The organism is Pseudomonas sp. 2FG (assembly GCF_005502935.1).
Taxonomy (GTDB): domain Bacteria; phylum Pseudomonadota; class Gammaproteobacteria; order Pseudomonadales; family Pseudomonadaceae; genus Aquipseudomonas.
This window is the reverse complement of record NZ_SCMP01000015.1, coordinates 19094-37750: the sequence shown is the minus strand read 5'-3', so window position 1 is coordinate 37750 and position 18657 is coordinate 19094. Positions and strand designations below refer to the sequence as shown.

At 64.1% G+C, this 18657-nt stretch carries 18 protein-coding genes; 10 read left to right on the top strand and 8 right to left on the bottom strand.

The window, feature by feature from the left end:
- Positions 1-102: 102 nt before the first annotated feature.
- The 5 genes from bioD to bioB form a co-directional block, all read right to left on the bottom strand.
- Positions 103-792: a dethiobiotin synthase gene (gene bioD / locus FFS13_RS15535; RefSeq protein ID WP_137819991.1), complete on the bottom strand. Its 690-nt coding sequence runs from the start codon at positions 790-792 to the stop codon at positions 103-105.
- 1 nt (position 793) lies between these two features.
- The gene (gene bioC / locus FFS13_RS15530; RefSeq protein WP_137819990.1) at positions 794-1606 is read right to left on the bottom strand and encodes a malonyl-ACP O-methyltransferase BioC; all 813 of its coding nucleotides are present in this window, start codon (positions 1604-1606) and stop codon (positions 794-796) included.
- Entirely contained in the window at positions 1599-2330 is a 732-nt protein-coding gene (locus FFS13_RS15525; RefSeq protein WP_137819989.1) for an alpha/beta fold hydrolase, read from the bottom strand. Before FFS13_RS15525 ends, bioC begins: the two co-directional genes overlap by 8 nt.
- A complete protein-coding gene (bioF, locus tag FFS13_RS15520; RefSeq protein ID WP_137819988.1) occupies positions 2323-3504 on the bottom strand; it encodes an 8-amino-7-oxononanoate synthase in 1182 nt (393 codons plus the stop codon). Before bioF ends, FFS13_RS15525 begins: the two co-directional genes overlap by 8 nt.
- 131 nt (positions 3505-3635) lie before the next feature.
- Positions 3636-4694, bottom strand: a complete 1059-nt coding sequence (gene bioB, locus FFS13_RS15515) for a biotin synthase BioB (protein ID WP_137819987.1) — start codon at positions 4692-4694, stop codon at positions 3636-3638.
- 225 nt (positions 4695-4919) lie between these two features.
- Here bioB and FFS13_RS15510 point away from each other — a divergent pair, with 225 nt between their 5' ends.
- The 3 genes from FFS13_RS15510 (at position 4920) to rarD (ending at position 7804) form a co-directional block, all read left to right on the top strand.
- Positions 4920-5657 carry a ComF family protein gene (locus FFS13_RS15510; RefSeq protein ID WP_137819986.1) on the top strand — a complete coding sequence of 246 codons (738 nt, stop codon included), beginning with the start codon at positions 4920-4922 and terminating at the stop codon, positions 5655-5657.
- Between the two features lie 129 nt (positions 5658-5786).
- Positions 5787-6761 carry a serine/threonine protein kinase gene (locus tag FFS13_RS15505; protein ID WP_137819985.1) on the top strand — a complete coding sequence of 325 codons (975 nt, stop codon included), beginning with the start codon at positions 5787-5789 and terminating at the stop codon, positions 6759-6761.
- 155 nt (positions 6762-6916) lie between these two features.
- Entirely contained in the window at positions 6917-7804 is an 888-nt protein-coding gene (gene rarD / locus FFS13_RS15500) for an EamA family transporter RarD (protein WP_137819984.1), read from the top strand.
- 104 nt (positions 7805-7908) lie between these two features.
- Here the strand turns inward: rarD and FFS13_RS15495 are convergent, their stop codons facing one another.
- Positions 7909-8427 carry a glycine cleavage system protein R gene (locus FFS13_RS15495; protein WP_137819983.1) on the bottom strand — a complete coding sequence of 173 codons (519 nt, stop codon included), beginning with the start codon at positions 8425-8427 and terminating at the stop codon, positions 7909-7911.
- A 35-nt stretch (positions 8428-8462) separates the two neighbouring features.
- Positions 8463-8915 (bottom strand): GNAT family N-acetyltransferase, encoded by a 453-nt coding sequence (locus FFS13_RS15490; RefSeq protein ID WP_137819982.1) that lies wholly within the window; start codon positions 8913-8915, stop codon positions 8463-8465.
- Between the two features lie 327 nt (positions 8916-9242).
- Between FFS13_RS15490 and FFS13_RS15485 the strand changes: the two genes are divergently transcribed.
- From FFS13_RS15485 to FFS13_RS15460, 6 genes are all read left to right on the top strand, one after another.
- Positions 9243-11432 (top strand): malate synthase G, encoded by a 2190-nt coding sequence (locus tag FFS13_RS15485; protein WP_137819981.1) that lies wholly within the window; start codon positions 9243-9245, stop codon positions 11430-11432.
- A gap of 271 nt (positions 11433-11703) precedes the next feature.
- Complete coding sequence (locus FFS13_RS15480) at positions 11704-12129, top strand: 3-isopropylmalate dehydratase (RefSeq protein WP_137819980.1); 426 nt, start codon at positions 11704-11706, stop codon at positions 12127-12129.
- A 368-nt stretch (positions 12130-12497) separates the two neighbouring features.
- Positions 12498-12986, top strand: coding sequence for a GFA family protein (locus tag FFS13_RS15475; protein WP_137820054.1), 489 nt, complete (start codon positions 12498-12500; stop codon positions 12984-12986).
- A 56-nt stretch (positions 12987-13042) separates the two neighbouring features.
- A complete protein-coding gene (locus FFS13_RS15470) occupies positions 13043-14002 on the top strand; it encodes a class I SAM-dependent methyltransferase (protein WP_137819979.1) in 960 nt (319 codons plus the stop codon).
- 340 nt (positions 14003-14342) lie between these two features.
- Positions 14343-16277 (top strand): DUF294 nucleotidyltransferase-like domain-containing protein, encoded by a 1935-nt coding sequence (locus FFS13_RS15465; RefSeq protein WP_137819978.1) that lies wholly within the window; start codon positions 14343-14345, stop codon positions 16275-16277.
- Positions 16274-16984 (top strand): PolC-type DNA polymerase III, encoded by a 711-nt coding sequence (locus FFS13_RS15460; protein WP_137819977.1) that lies wholly within the window; start codon positions 16274-16276, stop codon positions 16982-16984. The genes FFS13_RS15465 and FFS13_RS15460 overlap by 4 nt, the downstream gene beginning before the upstream one ends.
- Here the strand turns inward: FFS13_RS15460 and FFS13_RS15455 are convergent.
- A complete protein-coding gene (locus FFS13_RS15455) occupies positions 16981-17733 on the bottom strand; it encodes a glutathione S-transferase family protein (protein WP_137819976.1) in 753 nt (250 codons plus the stop codon). The genes FFS13_RS15460 and FFS13_RS15455 overlap by 4 nt on opposite strands.
- 279 nt (positions 17734-18012) lie before the next feature.
- Between FFS13_RS15455 and FFS13_RS15450 the strand changes: the two genes are divergently transcribed.
- The gene (locus tag FFS13_RS15450; protein WP_171006500.1) at positions 18013-18636 is read left to right on the top strand and encodes a glutathione S-transferase; all 624 of its coding nucleotides are present in this window, start codon (positions 18013-18015) and stop codon (positions 18634-18636) included.
- Positions 18637-18657: the final 21 nt, after the last annotated feature.

Below are 18657 nucleotides of genomic sequence, written 5' to 3'. Positions count from 1 at the left end.
CGAAGCGGGCCGGCAGTGCGGACGGCGGGGAATAATTCACTGGGGGTAATTGCAGCCGGTAACGCGCAGAAAAAGTACCCACAAAAGACTATAGCCAAGGGTTTATAGCGCCAACCCCAATAACGCCAGATTCAGGTGCTCGGCCACCGCCGCCGGCGTGGCGCTGGCCAGACGTGGCACCCGCCCCAGGCACGGCGCCGGCAGGCGCTCGCTGAGTGTCGCGAGATTCTCTTCCAGGCGCGAGGTGGCCGGATCGACGATATTCGCCACCCAACCGGCCAGGCGCAGGCCGTCCCGCAGTATGGCTTCCACGGTCAACAGCGCATGATTGATACAGCCCAGGCGGACACCGACCACCAGAATCACCGGCAACTCGAGGGCAATCGGCAGATCCGACAGCGATGCCTGCCCGGCCAAGGGCACTCGCCAGCCACCCGCGCCTTCCACCAAGGTGAAATCCGCACCTTTGGCGAGAATATGCTGCACCGGCCCGCGCAACGCCTCGACGCTCAACGTCACCCCTGCCTCGCGCGCCGCCAGATGCGGGGCGATAGCGGGAGCGAAGGCCCAAGGATTGACCTCGGCGTAACTCAACGGCAGCGAACATTCGCCGAGCAGCGCCAGCGCATCCTCGTTGCGCAGGCCCTCGCTGCTGGCGCTACAGCCGGACGCCACCGGCTTGGCCGCCGCCGTACTCAGCCCAGCCAGCCGCGCCGCGTGCAACAAACCGGCGGCGATGGTGGTCTTGCCGACTTCGGTATCGGTGCCGGCAATGAAAAAAGCCGCGGTCATCTCAGTGCTTCTTCTGCAAGACGGCATAGACCACTTGGTAGGTGGCCGGCAGGCCCCGGGGCTGACGGAAACCTTCATAGGCGTCGATCAGCGCGAGAATCCGCGCCCGCCCCGTCAGGCCACCGGGGCGACCGGGGTTCAGGTTGTGCGCGCCCAAGGCTTTCAGCTCATGGGTCAGGCTGCGCACATCCGGGTAATGCAGAACTTCCGGCCGGGTCTCCAGGCTCAGCACGCGCAGACCGCTGGCGGCACACAAGCGCTGGTAATCGGCGAACTGGCGGAAGCGATTGACGTGGACCAGGCCATCCACCGCCTGCCAGCTGGCGCGCAATTCCTGCAGCGTGCCGACGCATAGGCTGCTGAAGGCAAACAGGCCGCCCGGCTGTAAAACCCGTTCGGCTTCAGTCAATACCGCGGCGAAATCCGCGCACCATTGCACCGCCAGGCTGGAGAACAGCAGGTCGCGGCTCTGCGCCTGGAGCGGCAAGCGCTCGGCATCGCCGACGATGAACTGCTGGGCGCCCCCCAAGGGCCGCGCATGCCGGAGCATCCCCTCGGCGATATCCAACGCCGCGCCATGCGCATACGGAAACCGCTGCGCCAACGTCCGGCTGAAATGCCCGGTCCCGCAGCCCAGATCCAGCCAGGCGTGCGCCGGCAGTTCAAGCGGCAGACGCGCCAACAGCTGCGCGCCGACCGCGCGCTGCAACTCCGCCACGCTGTCGTAGCTCTCCGCCGCGCGGGAGAAGGAGGCCGCGACCTGGCGTTTGTCCGGTAGCCCGCCAAGCACGGAGGAATGGGCGAGATCAGTCATCGCCCGACTCGTGCAGAAACGCCTGGATGGCCGCCGCCACTTCATGGGGGCGTTCGACGACGAAGGCGTGGCTGGCCTGCTCGATCAAGCCGATCTCGATATCCGGTAGCAACGCCAGTAGCGCGCCGGCCGCCTCGGCCGGCACCAGCGCATCGGCGCCGGCAAACAGGTGCAGCTGCGGGCCACGGAAGGCTTGCAAGGCGCCACGGGTATCCAGGGCGGCGAGCACGTCCAAGCCCTGCTGCAGCGCGGCGCCAGCCGTGTGCGGAGCCCCGCCGGCGAGCAGCCGCGCCAGGCTGCGAGCCTCTGCCGCGCCCTGGGCGCTGAGCAGGCTGAAGCGTTTCAGGGTGGTCTCCGCATCGACCGCACAGCCCTCGCGGAAGGCGCCGAAGCTGGCCTTGGACATGGCGCTCGGCCAATCGCCGCGGGCGACGAAACAGGCGTTGCTCGCCAGGGTCAGCAGGCCACAGCAGCGCTCGGCGCGGCGCGCGGCCAATTCGGCGGCGAGCATGCCGCCGAATGACCAGCCGCCGAGCCAAACGTCCTCCGGCAGGTTGGCATCCAGCTCGTCCAGCCAGTCGGCCGGATCACTGGAGTTTGGCGTCGGCAGCGGTTCGATCTGCACCCGCAGGCGCTCATCCAAGCCTTGCAGGGCCGCCGCCAAGGGCTCCAGCGGTGCGCTCCCCAGGCCCCAGCCGGGTAAGAGAAATAGACGATTACGCATTGACGGTCTCCGCAGGCTCTAAACGCGGCCAGCATTCGGCCAGTGCCTCTAACAATAGCTGCAGCTGCGCCTCGCTATGGGCGGCGGAAAGGGTTACCCGCAGGCGCGCACTGCCGGCCGGCACCGTCGGCGGGCGGATCGCGGTGACCAGCAAACCGCGCTCGCGGAGCATCTGCGACAGACGCAGCGCACGGCCGCTGTCGCCGATCAGGATCGGCTGGATCGGCGTCAAGCTGTCCATCAGTTGCAGGCCGATGCTCTGCGCGCCGGCGCGAAAGCGCTGAATCAGCGCGGCCAGATGTGCCCGCCGCCAACTTTCCGTGCGCAGCAGCTCGAGGCTTTTCAGCGTGGCGCAGGCCAGCGCCGGCGGCTGGCTGGTGGTGTAGATGTAGGCCCGGGCGAACTGGATCAGGGTTTCGATCAACTCCTCGCTACCGGCGACGAACGCGCCCGCAGTGCCGAAGGCCTTGCCGAGAGTGCCGACCAGCACCTGCACATCCTCCAGCCCGAGGCCGAAGTGCTCGACGATGCCGCCGCCGTTGGCGCCCAGCGGGCCAAAGCCGTGGGCATCATCGACCAGCAACCAGGCACCTCGGGCTTTTGCCGCGGCAGCCAGCGCCGGCAGATCGGCCAGGTCGCCGTCCATGCTAAACACGCCGTCGGTCACCACCAGGGTGTTGCCGCTGGCTTTCTCCAACCGGCTGGCGAGGCTCGCCGCATCGTTGTGCAGATAGCGCGAGAAACGCGCGCCGCTGAGCAGACCGGCATCCAATAACGAGGCGTGATTGAGGCGGTCTTCCAGCACCGTATCGCCCTGCCCGACCAGCGCCGTAACGGCGCCGAGGTTGGCCATATAGCCGGTGGAAAACAGCAGTGCCCTCGGCCGCCCGCTGAACTCGGCCAAGGCTTCCTCCAGCTCGTGGTGCGGCGTGCTGTGGCCGATCACCAGGTGCGAAGCGCCGCCACCGACGCCCCAGCGCTCGGCACCGGCCCGCCAGGCGGCGATCACCTCGGGGTGATTGGCCAAGCCCAGGTAATCGTTGCTGCAGAACGCCAGCATGGGCCGGCCATCGACAATAACTTCCGGGCCTTGCGGGCTTTCCAGCAGGGGCCGCTGGCGATACAGATTATCTGCCTGGCGGGCGGCGAGGCGGGAAGCGAGATCGAAGCTCATGGCAGCTCGGATGCGGTATTGAGAAAAGGTGGATAACCGCGCTGCGGTTTATCCACCCTACGAAAAGGTCGAGGCCAGCGTAGGGTGGATAGCGCTCTATCTATCCACCAACCCAAACCTTCAGACCAAAGTCAGACCGACGCGGCGTCGTAGAACAGCTCGCTGCTCTTCTGCTCGACCAGGGCCTGTTCGATCGCGGCCTGGTGCACCTCGTCGGAATGCTCTTCGCGCGCTTCCGGTTTGATCCCCAGACGGCTGAACAGCAGCATGTCCTTGTCCGCCTGCGGGTTGGCGGTGGTCAGCAGTTTCTCGCCGTAGAAAATCGAGTTGGCGCCGGCGAAGAAGGCCAGGGCCTGCATCTGCTCGTTCATCGCCTCACGGCCGGCGGACAGGCGCACGTGCGACAGAGGCATCAGGATGCGGGCCACGGCGAGCATGCGAATGAAGTCGAACGGATCGACCTCCTCGGCGTTCTCCAGCGGCGTGCCCTGGACCTTCACCAGCATGTTGATCGGCACCGACTCCGGATGCTCCGGCAGGTTAGCCAGCTGAATCAGCAGGCCGGCGCGGTCGTCCAGCGACTCGCCCATGCCGAGGATGCCGCCGGAACAGATCTTCATCCCCGCATCGCGCACGTAGGCCAGGGTTTGCAGGCGCTCGCCGTAGGTGCGGGTGGTGATGATGCTGCCGTAGAACTCCGGCGAGGTGTCCAGGTTGTGGTTGTAGTAGTCGAGGCCGGCGCTGGCCAGGGCCGCGGTCTGCTCCTGATCCAGGCGGCCGAGGGTCATGCAGGTCTCCAGGCCCAGGGCCTTCACGCCTTTGACCATCTGCAGCACGTAGGGCATGTCTTTCGCCGAGGGATGCTTCCAGGCGGCGCCCATGCAGAAGCGCGTCGAGCCGATGGCCTTGGCCTCGGCGGCAGCTTGCAGGACCTTCTGCACTTCCATCAGCTTTTCTTTTTCCAGCCCGGTGTTGTAGTGGCCGGACTGCGGGCAGTACTTGCAGTCTTCCGGGCAGGCGCCGGTTTTGATCGACAGCAGGGTGGAGACTTGCACGCGATTGGCATCGAAATGCGCGCGGTGCACGGTCTGTGCCTGGAATAACAGGTCGTTGAACGGCTGCTCGAAGAGCGCCTTAACCTCGGCGAGGGACCAGTCGTGACGCAGGTTAGGGGTAGTGGTGGCGCTCATTCGGTGTTCCTTATTTAATAGCTTGCACCTGCTAAGAGCCTGTTCAATGCCTGCTGCGGGCTACGCGCGCCATACTGCGTTGCGCCTTGTGACCCACATGGATGTGGGGAATGCAGCTGACCCGCAGGGAGCGGGCGTCGCACTGACCTGCGCTCGCGACGACCTTGAACAGGCTCTAAAGTCCACAGGCGCGACACGGATGCTCGGCATAGTTAAGGAAGCGATATGCGCTGTCAACCAGGTAGCAACAAACCGGTTTACATCTGGTTAGAAAACAAACAATCCTGCCTGCTGTGTGACGAGCCCGCGGACGCCTCAGTGCCGCTATGCAGCAGTTGCGAGACGGAACTGCCCTGGCTCGGCGGGCACTGCCTGGTCTGCGCGCTGCCGTTGCCGACCTCCGGCCTGGTTTGCGGCGCGTGCCTGAAGCGCCCGCCGACCTTTAGCCGCGTCGAAGTGCCCTGGCGCTATGCGTTCCCGGTCGACACCCTGATCACGCGCTTCAAACATCAGGCCAAGTGGCCATTGGGACGCCTGCTGGCCGAGCTGTTGTCACAGCATCTGCTCGACTCGTTCGATCACGGCCTACCTCGGCCGGACGCCCTGCTGCCGGTGCCGCTGGCCAATCGGCGCTTGCGCCAGCGCGGCTTCAATCAGGCGGCGCTGCTGGCCCGCTGGCTCAGCCAGAGCCTGCAACTGCCCCTGGCGGAAGGCTGGCTGCTGCGCCCGCACGATACCCCGGCCCAGCAGCAGCTCGACGCCGCCGCGCGCAAACGCAATCTGCGCCACGCCTTTGCCCTGGCCGATCACGCCACGATCGAAGGTCGCCATCTGGCGCTGGTCGACGATGTGCTGACTACCGGCGCCACCGCCGAAAGCCTCGCCCGCCTGTTGAAAAAAGCCGGGGCCGCGCGAGTCGACGTGTATTGCCTGGCGCGCACGCCAAAACCCGGCGATGGGTAGAGCGGATTTCACCCAAAAACGGCTTTACCCAATTTAGTGCTCCGGTTTTCTAGCCGTGACTGCACCCACAATCGGCGCCCACTTGGCTTGTGGGCGTACACTGATACGCCCCGCCGTTTGGATTGCCCCATGACCCACCCTTTCGCCGCGCTCACTCCCGACCTCGTGCTCGATGCCGTCGAGAGCATTGGCTTTATCAGCGACGCCCGCGTGCTGGCGCTGAACAGCTACGAGAACCGCGTGTATCAGGTGGGTATCGAGGACGGCGAACCGCTGATCGCCAAGTTCTACCGGCCGGCGCGCTGGAGCGATGCGGCGATCCTCGAAGAGCACAGCTTCACCTTCGAACTGGCCGAGTGCGACGTGCCGGTGGTGGCGCCGCTCAAGCACAATGACCAGACACTGTTCGAGCACGCCGGTTTTCGCTTCACCCTGTTCCCCCGCCGCGGCGGCCGCGCGCCGGAGCCGGGCAATCTCGATCAACTCTACCGCCTCGGTCAGCTACTCGGCCGCCTGCATGCGGTCGGCGCGACCAAGCCATTCGAACACCGCGAAGAACTGGCGGTGCAGAACTTTGGCCATGACTCGCTGACCACTCTACTGGAAGGCAACTTCGTCCCGCGCAGCCTGTTGCCGGCCTATGAGTCGGTCGCCCGCGACCTGCTCAAGCGCGTCGAAGAGTTATATGCCGCGACGCCCTATCAGACGATCCGCATGCACGGCGACTGCCACCCCGGCAACATGATGTGCCGCGACGAGGTCTTCCATATCGTCGACCTCGATGACTGCCGCATGGGCCCGGCGGTCCAGGATCTGTGGATGATGCTCGCCGGTGAGCGCCAGGAACGCCTGAGCCAACTCTCCGAACTGATGGATGGCTACCAGGAATTCCACGATTTCAATCCCCGCGAGCTGCCGCTGATCGAAGGCCTGCGGGCGCTGCGGCTGATGCACTACAGCGCCTGGCTGGCGCGGCGCTGGGACGACCCGGCCTTCCCCCACAGCTTCCCCTGGTTCGGCAGCGAGCGCTATTGGGGCGAGCAGGTGCTGGTGCTGCGCGAACAGTTGTCGGCCCTCGACGAAGAGCCGCTGCGGCTGTTCTGAACCCTGTTCGCAGCGCCCCCAACCACCGCCGTAAAGCAAAGCTTACGCCTGGCGTGTTTTAGCCAACGTAGAAAACCCTGAACTGACAGACAGGCCGGCCACGCGGCCCTTAGAATGGCCAACGAACTCGTTAGCTGCCTAAGCAAGGATTCAGCATGCACGCCGCCAACCCGCGCCGCGGGTACCTCCTCGGCCTCAGCGCCTATAGCATCTGGGGCCTATTCCCGCTCTATTTCAAAGCCATCGAGCAGGTGCCGGCGCTCGAGATCATCGTCCATCGCGTGCTCTGGTCGGCGCTCTGCGGAGCTTTGCTGTTGCTGGTCTGGAAGCATCCAGGCTGGCTCGCCGAGTTGCGCAACCACCCGCGGCGCTTCGCCGTGCTGGCCGCCAGTGGCACGCTGATCGCCGTGAACTGGTTGACCTATGTCTGGGCGGTGAATAACGGTCGCATGCTGGAAGCCAGCCTCGGCTACTACATCAACCCATTGATCAACGTACTACTGGGTCTGGTGCTGCTGCGCGAGCGTCTGCGCCCGCTGCAATGGCTGGCCGTCGCCCTCGCCGTGATCGGGGTGGCGCAGCAGGTCTGGCAGGTCGGCAGCCTGCCCTGGGTCTCGCTGGTGCTGGCCTTTACCTTCGGGTTCTACGGGCTGATTCGCAAGCAGGCGCCGGTCGCGGCGCTGCCGGGCTTGGTCGTGGAGACCTGGATGCTGGTACCGCTGGCCCTCGGCTGGCTGCTGCTGAACCCCACCGCGGCGAGCAGTCAGGCAAACTTCTGGACCACCTCGCAGGCGCTCTGGCTCGCCGCGGCGGGGCCGATCACCCTGGTGCCGCTGGTTTGCTTCAATGCCGCCGCCCGCCACCTGCCCTACACCACCCTGGGTTTTCTGCAGTACCTGGCACCGACCTTGGTGCTGCTGCAGGCGCTGTTCCTGTTCGCCGAGCACCTGGCGCCCAGCACGCTGGCGGCCTTCGGTTTTATCTGGGCAGGGTTGCTGCTGTACAGCATCGATGCCTGGTTCAATCTGCGCCGCGCAGCGTAGGGCATACTCGCGAAGCAGTACGCCAGACACACGGCGGACTCTTCGCTGCGCTCCGAAGTCCGCCCTACGCGGTTCAACGGGCTTCGAGGCGCGGCCCGGCCAACCTACGCCTCGCTGCGCAGGTTGAGTTCCACCATCATTTCATCGGCCAGGGCTTCCAGGCGGGTCTGCAGCAGCTCCAGCGACAGCGTCAGCGGCACCGCCAGCACCGCCTTGGCATGGAACAACGGCTCGCTGCTCATCGGCGCCGGCATCACCTCGGTGGTCAGACTCTCCACGTTGATCCCGTGCTCAGTCAGCAACCGCGTGATATCGCGGACGATGCCCGGCCTATCGTTGCCCACCAGATCGAGCAGGATCGGCTTCCAGGTGCAGGACGGCTCGATGCCGCTTTCCGCCAACAACACGCGAATGCCCTGGCTGTTCAACCCTTGCAGGGCATCGACCAGCTCATCGTAGGCCTCAGCCGGCACCCCGACCCGGAGGATGCCGGCGAACTGCCCGGCCATCCGCGACATGCGACTTTCCAGCCAGTTGCCACCGTGCTCGGCGATGCACTCGGCAATGTGTTCCACCAGGCCAGGCTTGTCCTGGGCGATGATAGTGAGTACCAGATGATTCACACGCGACTCCTTTTCTAAAGCCAGGCGAACCCGATTCAGCTACGCGCCAGGCTCAGCCAATAGGTATAAAAAACCTCATCTCTTACATAGCCTAGGCGCTCATACAGCGCCTGCCCGGCCAAATTAGTCTTCGCCGTTTCCAGTTGCAGGCCACAAGCGCCGCTCGCCTGTGCATGCGCGCGCGCCGCATTCATCAGCGCCTCGCCAACGCCCTGACGGCGGGCCTGCGCCGACACATACAGATCGCTCAGCAACCACGCGGGCTCGAGCGCCAAGGAGGAGAAAAACGGGTAAAGCTGGACGAAACCCAGCGCCGCACCGGCAACATCCCGGGCGAGCAGCAGCGTTGAATCGCCTCGCTCCATACGTGCCGCAAGAAAGCTGCGGATGACCGTTAGCGGCTTGGGTACTTGGTAGAACTCGAGGTAGCCGGCAAACAGCCGCACCAGGTCGTCGAGGTCTTCGGGGGCGGCAGCATGGATAGGCATTCGCTAGGCTCCAACGGGGGTTGCCCGAGTATAGGCAGAACTTATTGAGCGCTGCTCATGGCCGCCGCGACTGCCTGTCGCAGGTGCACTAACGAACTAATCGTGTACTGTTTGAAGATTTATCTGGAACAATCTGTAGCATTTTTGAGAACATCCGCGCCCCCGCTGTGACTGCAAGGCACGCTCAGGTCGCAGGGCGACGCGTGCCCACTGATTTTCACAACATCTTGATGTAGTATGCCGCGCCTCGGACTACAAGACGGTCAACGTCGGGTCCGTTGTGGGCTATTGAGTAGAGCTGAAGAGCTGAGCAGAGTGAGGCAAGTGATGACTGAGCGCGTTCAAGTCGGTGGCCTGCAGGTCGCCAAAGTCCTGTTCGACTTCGTAAATAACGAAGCCATCCCCGGTACCGGGATTTCTGCCGAGCAGTTCTGGGCCGGTGCCGAAAGCGTCATTAATGACCTGGCGCCGAAGAACCAAGCCCTGCTCGCCAAGCGCGACGACTTCCAGGCCAAGATCGATGCCTGGCACCAGTCGCGTGCTGGCCAGGCGCATGACGCCGTGGCTTACAAAGCCTTCCTGCAAGAGATTGGTTACCTGCTGCCAGAAGTCGCAGATTTCCACGCCACCACCCAGAACGTCGATGAAGAAATCGCCCGCATGGCCGGCCCGCAGCTGGTCGTCCCGGTGATGAACGCGCGCTTCGCCCTGAACGCCTCCAACGCCCGCTGGGGCTCGCTGTACGATGCCCTGTACGGCACCGATGTGATCAGCGAAGAAGGCGGCGCCGAGAAAGGCAAGGGTTACAACAAGGTTCGCGGCGACAAGGTGATCGCCTTCGCCCGCGCCTTCCTGGATGACTCCGCTGCGCTGGAAAGCGGCTCCCACGTCGACGCCACTGCCTATGTCGTGAAGAACGGCGCGCTGACGGTCAGCCTGAAAGACGGCAGCAGCAGCGGCCTGAAAAACGCCGCCCAGTTCATCGGCTTCCAAGGCGACGCCGCGGCACCGACAGCCGTGCTGCTGAAAAACAACGGCCTGCACTTCGAAATCCAGATCGACGCCAGCAGCCCGATCGGCCAGACCGATGCCGCCGGCGTCAAAGACCTGCTGATGGAAGCGGCGCTGACCACCATCATGGACTGCGAAGACTCGGTCGCCGCGGTCGATGCCGACGACAAGGTGGTAGTCTACCGCAACTGGTTGGGCCTGATGAAAGGCGACCTGGCCGAGAGCGTGTCCAAGGGCGGCGAGACCTTCACCCGCACCATGAACCCGGACCGCGTCTACAGCGCGGCCAACGGCGGCGAGCTGAGCCTGCACGGCCGTTCCCTGCTGTTCGTGCGCAACGTCGGCCACCTGATGTGCATAGACGCCATCGTCGACGGCAAAGGCAACGAAGTGCCGGAAGGCATCATGGACGGCCTGGTCACCGCGCTGATCGCCGTGCACAACCTGAACGGCAGCAGCAGCCGCAAGAACAGCCGTACCGGCTCGATGTACATCGTCAAGCCGAAGATGCATGGTCCGGAAGAAGCCGCGTTCACCAACGAGCTGTTCGGCCGCATCGAAGACGTCCTGAACCTGCCGCGCAACACCCTGAAAGTCGGCATCATGGACGAGGAGCGGCGCACCACAGTCAACCTCAAGGCCTGCATCAAGGCCGCCAGCGAGCGCGTGGTGTTCATCAACACCGGTTTCCTCGACCGTACCGGCGACGAGCTGCACACCTCCATGGAAGCCGGCGCCATGGTGCGTAAAGCCGCCATGAAGTCCGAGAAGTGGATCGCCGCCTACGAAAACTGGAACGTCGATATCGGCCTGGCTACCGGCCTGCAAGGTCGCGCGCAGATCGGCAAAGGCATGTGGGCCATGCCCGACCTGATGGCCGCCATGCTCGAGCAGAAAATCGCCCACCCGCTGGCCGGCGCCAACACCGCCTGGGTGCCGTCGCCGACTGCTGCTGCACTGCACGCCCTGCACTACCACAAGGTCGACGTGTTCGCCCGTCAGGCCGAGCTGGCCAAGCGTGAGCGCGCATCCTTGGACGACATCCTCAGCATCCCGCTGGCGGCGAATACCAACTGGTCGGCCGAGGAAATCCAGAACGAACTGGACAACAACGCCCAGGGCATCCTCGGTTACGTGGTGCGCTGGATCGACCAGGGCGTCGGCTGCTCCAAGGTGCCGGACATCAACGACGTCGGCCTGATGGAAGACCGCGCCACCCTGCGCATCTCCAGCCAACTGCTGGCCAACTGGCTGCGGCATGGCATCGCCACCGAGGAGCAGATCGTTGCCAGCCTCAAGCGCATGGCACCGGTGGTCGACCGGCAGAACGCCAACGACCCGCTGTACCGCCCGCTGGCACCGAACTTCGACGACAACATCGCCTTCCAGGCTGCTCTGGAACTGGTGGTCGAAGGCGCCAAGCAGCCGAACGGTTACACCGAGCCGGTGCTGCACCGCCGCCGCCGCGACTTCAAGGCCAAGAGCAAGGCCAAGAACGGCCTGTAATTCGTACTGCGATTAAAGAACCGCCCTTCGGGGCGGTTTTTATGGGCGCTGGCAACACTTCGGCCGGCTATAGGTCGCCCGGTAATGGCCTCAACTCGACCGTTTGGCCGCAGTCGGCTTGAAGACCTGCTTGAATGCTTGAAAACAGCGAAGTTCAGGAGCAACCGGATTCGGCTAAAAGCTATCAGTCGGAAGTGTCGACGAAACCAGGGGCGATTCAGCTACAGTTCCTGCAGCGTCCCCACCGCTCATCCGCCCAAGGAGGGCCCCAATGCGATTGATCTGTGCAGCACTACCCCTACTGGCGCTGGCCGGTTGTTCATCCTTTCGCGCCGCCCCTGAGCAAGTGACCCAGGTCTCCGATGACCGCCTGCTGGCCTATCAGCAGCCTATCGAAGGCGGTGGTCAGATCCTGGTGAACCGCGACCTCGGCATGCTCGGCGGTGGTTGCTACGTGGCCTTCCTGATCGACCGCCAGGTGGCCGCGCGTATCGGCATCGGTGAGGAGGCCAACTTCCACGTGCCAGCGGGCGCCCACATAGTCGGCATCGGCATCGATGAACAGGACGACACACTCTGCAGCAAGGGCCGCCTGCGCCGCGAACTGGTCGTTCAACTGGAGAAAGGCGAGAGCCAGCATTTCCGCATCGTCAGTGAGAACAAGGGTGGGTTTGCGATTCGGGCGGAGGCACGCTGAGCCTCATCCGCAGGTGATTGCAGGAGGATGGCACCAGCATGCAATCCCTCCTGCGCACGCTTCCCCTGGCTCACCGTCTCCCGCCAGACTCTGTGTCGCTGTATGAGGTAGCGGGCGCGGCATTGCGCACCGCTAATGAGGCCTGACCCACCGGGATAATGGCTTTCACAGAAATATTGGGCCTATGGCACAAGCCTGGTTGGGATATCCGTGGCCGGCTGAGATCGGCCAAATGCAGTCAGCGGACATGGCGATTAAAAACCGAAGCAATGAACCCGGCCAACGTACTCACGCAAAGCGAAGATGTGCTTGCCGAGAAAATAATCGTCGATCTTGCCAGCTCTGTCCGCTCGCCAGGAGGGTCACCCATGCTGCTCCAAGGTTCCTGCCATTGCGGTGCGGTGGTTTTCAGTCTGACCAGCGCCAATCCCTATCCCTATCAACGTTGCTACTGCTCGATCTGCCGCAAAACTCAGGGCGGTGGCGGTTACTCAATCAACCTTGGCGGCGATGCGCACAGTCTGAAAGTCACGGGTCGCAAGCAGATATCCATCTATCACGCCAAGATCAAACATGAAGGTGACCGCCGCGCCCATACCAGTAGTGCCGAGCGGCATTTCTGCCGGCTCTGCGGCAGCGCCCTCTGGCTATTCAGCCCGGAGTGGCCTGAACTCATTCATCCCTTCGCATCAGCCATCGACACGCCTCTGCCGGTGCCGCCGGAGCACACCCATCTGCTGCTCGATTCGAAAGCGTCCTGGGTCGAAGTCGATGCGCGGCTCGGCGATAAACAATTCGACGGCTACCCCGAAGAATCCATCGCCCAGTGGCATGAACGGCTTGGCTTGAGTCGATGACCGCAGGCAAGCTATGGCGTTTAAAATGTGGCGAAACGGATAACTGATAATTAGCTATGAATTCAAACGCCATCGCTACCTTGCAACACCATTTAATCTCCGAGTTAAGCGCTGCACCCAGCGACACTCGTCGCCTATTTCACGGTAGGGGGCGACGCTGGCTGGGGCTTGAGGACATCACCGTTGACTGGTTACAAGGCGTGCTGTTGGTCTCGCTATTCAGGGCGCCGAATGAACCCGACCTAGTCGCGCTGACGCAAATGCTGATGGCATTGACCCAATCACCCGAGTGGCTGCAAACCCAAGCGCATACACTCTTGCTGCAGCACCGTTACCTCCAGGACAGCACAATGGAATGGCTGCTGGGGGAGCCAGTCGATGAGTGGCTTATCACTGAGGACGGCCTGCGCTTTAAATTGGATCTGGGCAAAAAACAAAATTCGGGTTTGTTTTTAGATATGCGCTATGGCCGCCGCTGGGTTCACGCCCAGGCTAAGGATAAGCGTGTGCTGAATCTATTTGCTTACACCTGCGGTTTCTCTGTGGCGGCCATTGCCGGGGGCGCTGAGCATGTGGTGAATCTGGACATGTCCAAAGCGGCCTTGAGCCGTGGGCGGGACAATCACCGACTAAATCAGCATGATCTGAGTCGAGTGAGTTTTTTAGGACATGAGTTGTTTAAATCTTGGGGGAAAGTAAAAAAATACGGCCCCTATGACCTGATCATCATCGACCCACCCTCGTTCCAGAAGGGTAGCTTTGTACTGAGTCAGGATTATCAAAGAGTCCTGCGCCGTCTGCCTGATTTGCTCACCGCGCAAGGTGAGGTACTGGCTTGCACAAATGACCCGGCCATAGGCCCTGACTTTTTAATCCAAGGCGTAGCCAATGAGGCGCCGAGCCTGCGCTTTGAGCAGCGCCTAGAAAACCCGCCAGAGTTTGCCGACATCCACCCCGACGGCGGGTTGAAAGCATTAGTGTTTACACAAAAACAGCGCATCTGCGCAAACGCGTAGCTCCGCCAGGAAGGGGGCAGATTTATCTATGCGCTCGGCCGTCCGCCTGGGGAAAGCGGTCATTCAATACGGAGCAGGCGCTGAGCTACAAGCCATTCCCTCTCGCCAGAATCAAGCGAGCCGCAATTGCGCCAGTGGATAGCAGAAAGGTGGCCTGCGCACTGCATTCCCCCCTTGAGAGCCTGTTCAGGATTTCGCCTTGCCTGACCTTAGCTCGCGAGAGCGTGAACAGGTTCTGAGGTCAGGAGTACGGCAAAACCCGTCTTTTAGACTTACGTCCAATGTGCCCCCGGCGCCATACGGCCGACCATGGGCCAGTCGATGGCTCTGGAAGTACGTGATGAGCAAAGCGGATGACTTCGCCCAGGCGGGCAAGGTGGCGGTGCAGCAGAACATCCATGGCTTGATGGAGTTCCTGCAAAAATTCCCGCCGTTCAACCTGATGGAAGGCGCCCACCTGGCCTATCTGCTGGAGCACTGCCAGCTGCGCTTCTATGGCGCCGGCGAGAGCATCCTGCAACCCAGTGCCGGGCCGGTACAGCACTTCTATATCGTCAAGCAGGGCCGGGTTGTCGGCGAACGGCCGCACTCGGCCAAGCGCGGCAGCGAGACGACCTTCGAGATCAGCACTGGCGAGTGCTTTCCGCTGGCGGCACTACTCGGCGAACGCGCCACCCGCACCGAGCACCTGGCCGCCGAAGACAGCTTCTGCCTACAGCTGAGCAGGCCGGCCTTTATCAAGCTGTTCGCCCTCTCCAACCCGTTCCGCGACTTCGCCCTGCGCGGGGTCAGCAGCCTGCTCGAGCAGGTCAACCAGCAGGTGCAACTGCGCGCGGTGGAAACCCTCGGCGCGCAGTATTCGCTGGATACCCGCCTGGGCGAGCTGGCCATGCGCCAACCGGTGGTCTGCCTGCCGGGCACGCCACTGTGCGAGGCGGTCAGGCTGATGCACGAACAGCAGGTCGGCAGCATCGTCATAGTCGATCCACGGCGGCGGCCGCTGGGGATCTTCACCCTGCGCGATTTGCGCCGCGTGGTGGCCGCGGGCAACGGCGACCTCGGCCAAGCGATCGAGCGACTGATGACCCCGGCGCCCTTCCATCTGCCGCCGGAAGCCAGCGCCTTCGACGCCGCCATCGCCATGACCGAGCGGCATATCGCCCATGTCTGCCTGGTGCAGGACGGCCAACTCTGCGGGGTGGTTTCCGAACGCGATCTGTTCTCCCTGCAACGGGTCGACCTGGTGCATCTGGCGCGCACCATCCGCCACGCCGGCAAGCTCGACACCCTGGTGGCACTGCGCAGCGACATCCGCCAGTTGGTCGACCGCATGCTCGCCCACGGTGCCTCCTCGACGCAGATCACCCAGATCATCACTTTGCTCAACGACCACTGCGTCTGCCGGGTGATCGAGCTGAGCCTGGAAGAACTCGGCGACCCCGGCGTGCCCTTCACCTGGCTGTGCTTCGGCAGCGAGGGCCGGCGCGAGCAGACGCTGCATACCGATCAGGACAACGGCATGCTGTTCGACGCCGCGGATGCGCCGGAGGCCGCGCAGATTCGCGGGCGTTTGCTGCCGCTGGCGGCGCGGATCAACCAGAGTCTGGCGCGCTGCGGTTTCAGCCTGTGCCGAGGCAACATCATGGCCGGCAACCCCGAGCTGTGCCTATCGCGGGCCGAATGGTCACGGCGGTTCAGCGGCTTTATTCGTGAGGCCACGCCGGAGAACCTGCTGAGTTCCAGCATCTACTTCGACCTGCGGGCCGTCTGGGGGCCGGAAGACGGCTGTGAGCAGCTGCGCCAGCAGTTGCTGATGGACGTCGCCGACAACCGGATCTTCCAACGCCTGCTGGCCGCTAACGCCCTGCGCCAACGGCCGCCGGTCGGGCGCGTTCGCGACTTCGTGGTGAGCCGCAAAGGCGCCGAAAAGCACACCCTGGACCTCAAGGTGCAGGGCCTGATGCCCTTCGTCGATGGCGCCCGGCTGCTCGCCCTGGCCCACGGCATCGCCGCCGGCAACACCTTGCAGCGCCTGCGCGAGCTGACCGCCCAAGCGCTGATCGATCCACTGGATGGCGCCGCCTATGCAGAGGCCTACCACTTCATCCAGCAAACCCGCATGCAACAGCACCAGCACCAGGCGCGGCAGCAGCTGCCCTATTCCAATCGCCTGGACCCGGACAGCCTCAACCATCTGGATCGGCGCATCCTGCGCGAATCCTTCCGCCAGGCCCAGCGCCTGCAGAGCAGCCTGGCGCTGCGCTACCAGCTATGAACGCCTTCTCCTGGCTCAGCCGGCGCGCCGGACCGCAGCCGAGCAGTGCCGTTGCCGCACGGCGCGATCTGTTGGCGACACCCTCGGCGCTGAATGATCGGCCCCTGCGCGAGCAGCGCTTCGTGGTCCTCGACCTGGAAACCAGCGGGCTGAACATGAGCCGCGACCTGGTGCTGTCGATCGGTGCGGTGGTGATCGAGGACGGCGCCATCGACCTCTCCCAGCAGTTCGAATGCACCCTGCGCCGGGCCACGCACAAGCTCGGCGCCAGCGTGCTGATCCACGGCCTGGCCCCCAGCGCCATTGCCGCGGGGCGCGAACCCGCCGAGGCGCTACTGAGCTTTATGGAGTTTCTCGGTGACAGTCCGCTGCTGGCGTTCCATGCCAGCTTCGACCAACGCATGCTCGGCCAGGCACTGAAAGAGACGCTCGGCTATCGGCTGCAGCACCCCTTCTTCGACGTCGCCGAGCTGGCGCCGCTGCTCTGCCCGCACGCCGCCATCCGCCACGGCGGGCTGGACGACTGGACCCAGCACTTCGGCCTGCAGGTGCAACAACGCCACCACGCCAGCGCCGATGCGCTGGTCACCGCCGAACTGGCCTTGATCCTGTTCGGCCGCGCGCGCCAGCAGGGCCTCGACAGCCCCGCCGGACTGGCCGACGCCGGTGCCCGCTGGCGCCGCCGACGGCAGGCCCCGGCGCTTTAGCCGCGGCTCATTACCCCGCGCACCGGCTCGGTGCGGCCATGGCTCTGCGCACTGATGGGCGCGCCGGCCGTGCGCAGGGCCTCACGTTGCTGGGCAATCGGCGTGCGCGCGCAGATCGCCTCGAAGGCCGCCAACTTGCTGAACGCCGGCAGCTTCAGGGTCGTGTCCATGCAGGCCGTCAGCCGCGGCCAGCGGGCGGCATCCAGTTGATAGCGGGCGAATTGGGCGTTGCGCATGAAGCAGGCGAGGCTGATCTCGCCGATCGACGGCGTGCCGAACAGCCAGCCCTGTGCCGGCAACTGACCCTCGAGGTAGTCGAAGATGGCCGGCAGGTCCTCGTTATAGGTGCGCTCCAGCAGCGCCTGATCCGGCTCCTTGCCCCACACCGCACGACGGATCACCAACTGGTTGAACAGCTGCCAGATGATCACCTGGCCCATCCGCGTGTCGGCGTACTCCTCCAGCCAGCGGGCCCGCGCGCGTTGGGCGATATCCGCCGGATAAAGCGCAGGCGTGGGGTAACGCTCCTCCAGGTACTGGCAGATCACCGTGGAGTCGTTCAGCACCAGCTCGCCGTCCACCAGCACCGGCACCTGGCGCAGCGGGCTGAGGCGGCCGAAGTCGTCGTTGCCGAAGAACGGCACTATCGGGTCGACTTCATAGGCCACGCCCTTGCTCTCCAGACAGACCAGCACCTTGCGCACGTAGGGAGACAGATAGGAACCGACGATCAGTAGGGGCGCACTCATGCGGCTTCTCCTTGGTTTTGGCTGAGGGCACGGCTCGGCATACAACCAGCTGCCGCCGCACCCTCGGCAGTTTCCGGCAGTCCGCATTGAGTGTCCACCGAGCGGAATTCACCCGCAGTGCTCCCCTACTGCAACGCTTGGGTGTCGCCATTGAATGCCCACTTCGCCCATCCTGGCGATGAGTTCTTGCTGCATGGCCAGTTGACAGCAGTGCGGGTTATGCCAAGAGATAAGAAACTTGCCCACCCGGCATCCGCGTTTTCCTACGGAGTGACACCCATGACCTCGATGACCCTGTTCCACAGCCCCGCCTCCCCCTTCGTGCGCAAGGTGATGGTGCTCCTGCATGAGACCGGCCAACTTGAGCGCGTGGCCTTGCACTGCGTGACGCTGAGCCCGGTCAGCCCGAGCCCGGAAGTGAATGCCGGCAACCCGGCCGGCAAGATTCCCGCCCTGCGCCTGGCCGATGGCAACCTGTTGCACGACAGCCGGGTGATCTTCGAGTACCTCGACCAGCAACATGTCGGCGAGCCGCTGATCCCCCGCGAAGGTCCCGCGCGCTGGCGGCGCCTGACCCTGGCCTCGCTGGCCGATGCGATTCTCGATGCCGCCGTGCTGATCCGCTACGAGACCTTTCTGCGCCCGGCGGAAAAGCACTGGGACCTTTGGCTGGCCGCACAACAGGACAAGATCAGCCGCGCCCTCAGCCAGCTCGAAGAGCAAGCCATCGCCGAGCTGGCCAGCCATTTCGATGTCGCCGCCATCGGTGTCGCCTGCGCCCTGGGCTACCTGGACTTCCGCCAACCCGAACTGGACTGGCGCAGCCGCTATCCGAAACTGGCCGGCTGGTATGCCGAGGTCAGTCAACGGCCGTCGTTGCTGGCCACCCAGCCGCCGGCCTGATCGAACATGGCGCGACTGGTG

What these genes read in the sequence shown, in the direction of transcription:
- FFS13_RS15475 (WP_137820054.1), top strand. Translation starts at nt 12,498, where the DNA reads ATGCTGCTCCAAGGTTCCTGCCATTGCGGTGCGGTGGTTTTCAGTCTG.
- FFS13_RS15465 (WP_137819978.1), top strand. Translation starts at nt 14,343, where the DNA reads ATGAGCAAAGCGGATGACTTCGCCCAGGCGGGCAAGGTGGCGGTGCAG.
- FFS13_RS15490 (WP_137819982.1), bottom strand. Translation starts at nt 8,915, where the DNA reads ATGCCTATCCATGCTGCCGCCCCCGAAGACCTCGACGACCTGGTGCGG.
- bioF (WP_137819988.1), bottom strand. Translation starts at nt 3,504, where the DNA reads ATGAGCTTCGATCTCGCTTCCCGCCTCGCCGCCCGCCAGGCAGATAAT.
- FFS13_RS15450 (WP_171006500.1), top strand. Translation starts at nt 18,013, where the DNA reads ATGACCTCGATGACCCTGTTCCACAGCCCCGCCTCCCCCTTCGTGCGC.
- FFS13_RS15485 (WP_137819981.1), top strand. Translation starts at nt 9,243, where the DNA reads ATGACTGAGCGCGTTCAAGTCGGTGGCCTGCAGGTCGCCAAAGTCCTG.
- FFS13_RS15480 (WP_137819980.1), top strand. Translation starts at nt 11,704, where the DNA reads ATGCGATTGATCTGTGCAGCACTACCCCTACTGGCGCTGGCCGGTTGT.
- FFS13_RS15460 (WP_137819977.1), top strand. Translation starts at nt 16,274, where the DNA reads ATGAACGCCTTCTCCTGGCTCAGCCGGCGCGCCGGACCGCAGCCGAGC.
- FFS13_RS15505 (WP_137819985.1), top strand. Translation starts at nt 5,787, where the DNA reads ATGACCCACCCTTTCGCCGCGCTCACTCCCGACCTCGTGCTCGATGCC.
- rarD (WP_137819984.1), top strand. Translation starts at nt 6,917, where the DNA reads ATGCACGCCGCCAACCCGCGCCGCGGGTACCTCCTCGGCCTCAGCGCC.
- FFS13_RS15525 (WP_137819989.1), bottom strand. Translation starts at nt 2,330, where the DNA reads ATGCGTAATCGTCTATTTCTCTTACCCGGCTGGGGCCTGGGGAGCGCA.
- FFS13_RS15470 (WP_137819979.1), top strand. Translation starts at nt 13,043, where the DNA reads ATGAATTCAAACGCCATCGCTACCTTGCAACACCATTTAATCTCCGAG.
- bioB (WP_137819987.1), bottom strand. Translation starts at nt 4,694, where the DNA reads ATGAGCGCCACCACTACCCCTAACCTGCGTCACGACTGGTCCCTCGCC.
- FFS13_RS15455 (WP_137819976.1), bottom strand. Translation starts at nt 17,733, where the DNA reads ATGAGTGCGCCCCTACTGATCGTCGGTTCCTATCTGTCTCCCTACGTG.
- FFS13_RS15510 (WP_137819986.1), top strand. Translation starts at nt 4,920, where the DNA reads ATGCGCTGTCAACCAGGTAGCAACAAACCGGTTTACATCTGGTTAGAA.
- bioD (WP_137819991.1), bottom strand. Translation starts at nt 792, where the DNA reads ATGACCGCGGCTTTTTTCATTGCCGGCACCGATACCGAAGTCGGCAAG.
- bioC (WP_137819990.1), bottom strand. Translation starts at nt 1,606, where the DNA reads ATGACTGATCTCGCCCATTCCTCCGTGCTTGGCGGGCTACCGGACAAA.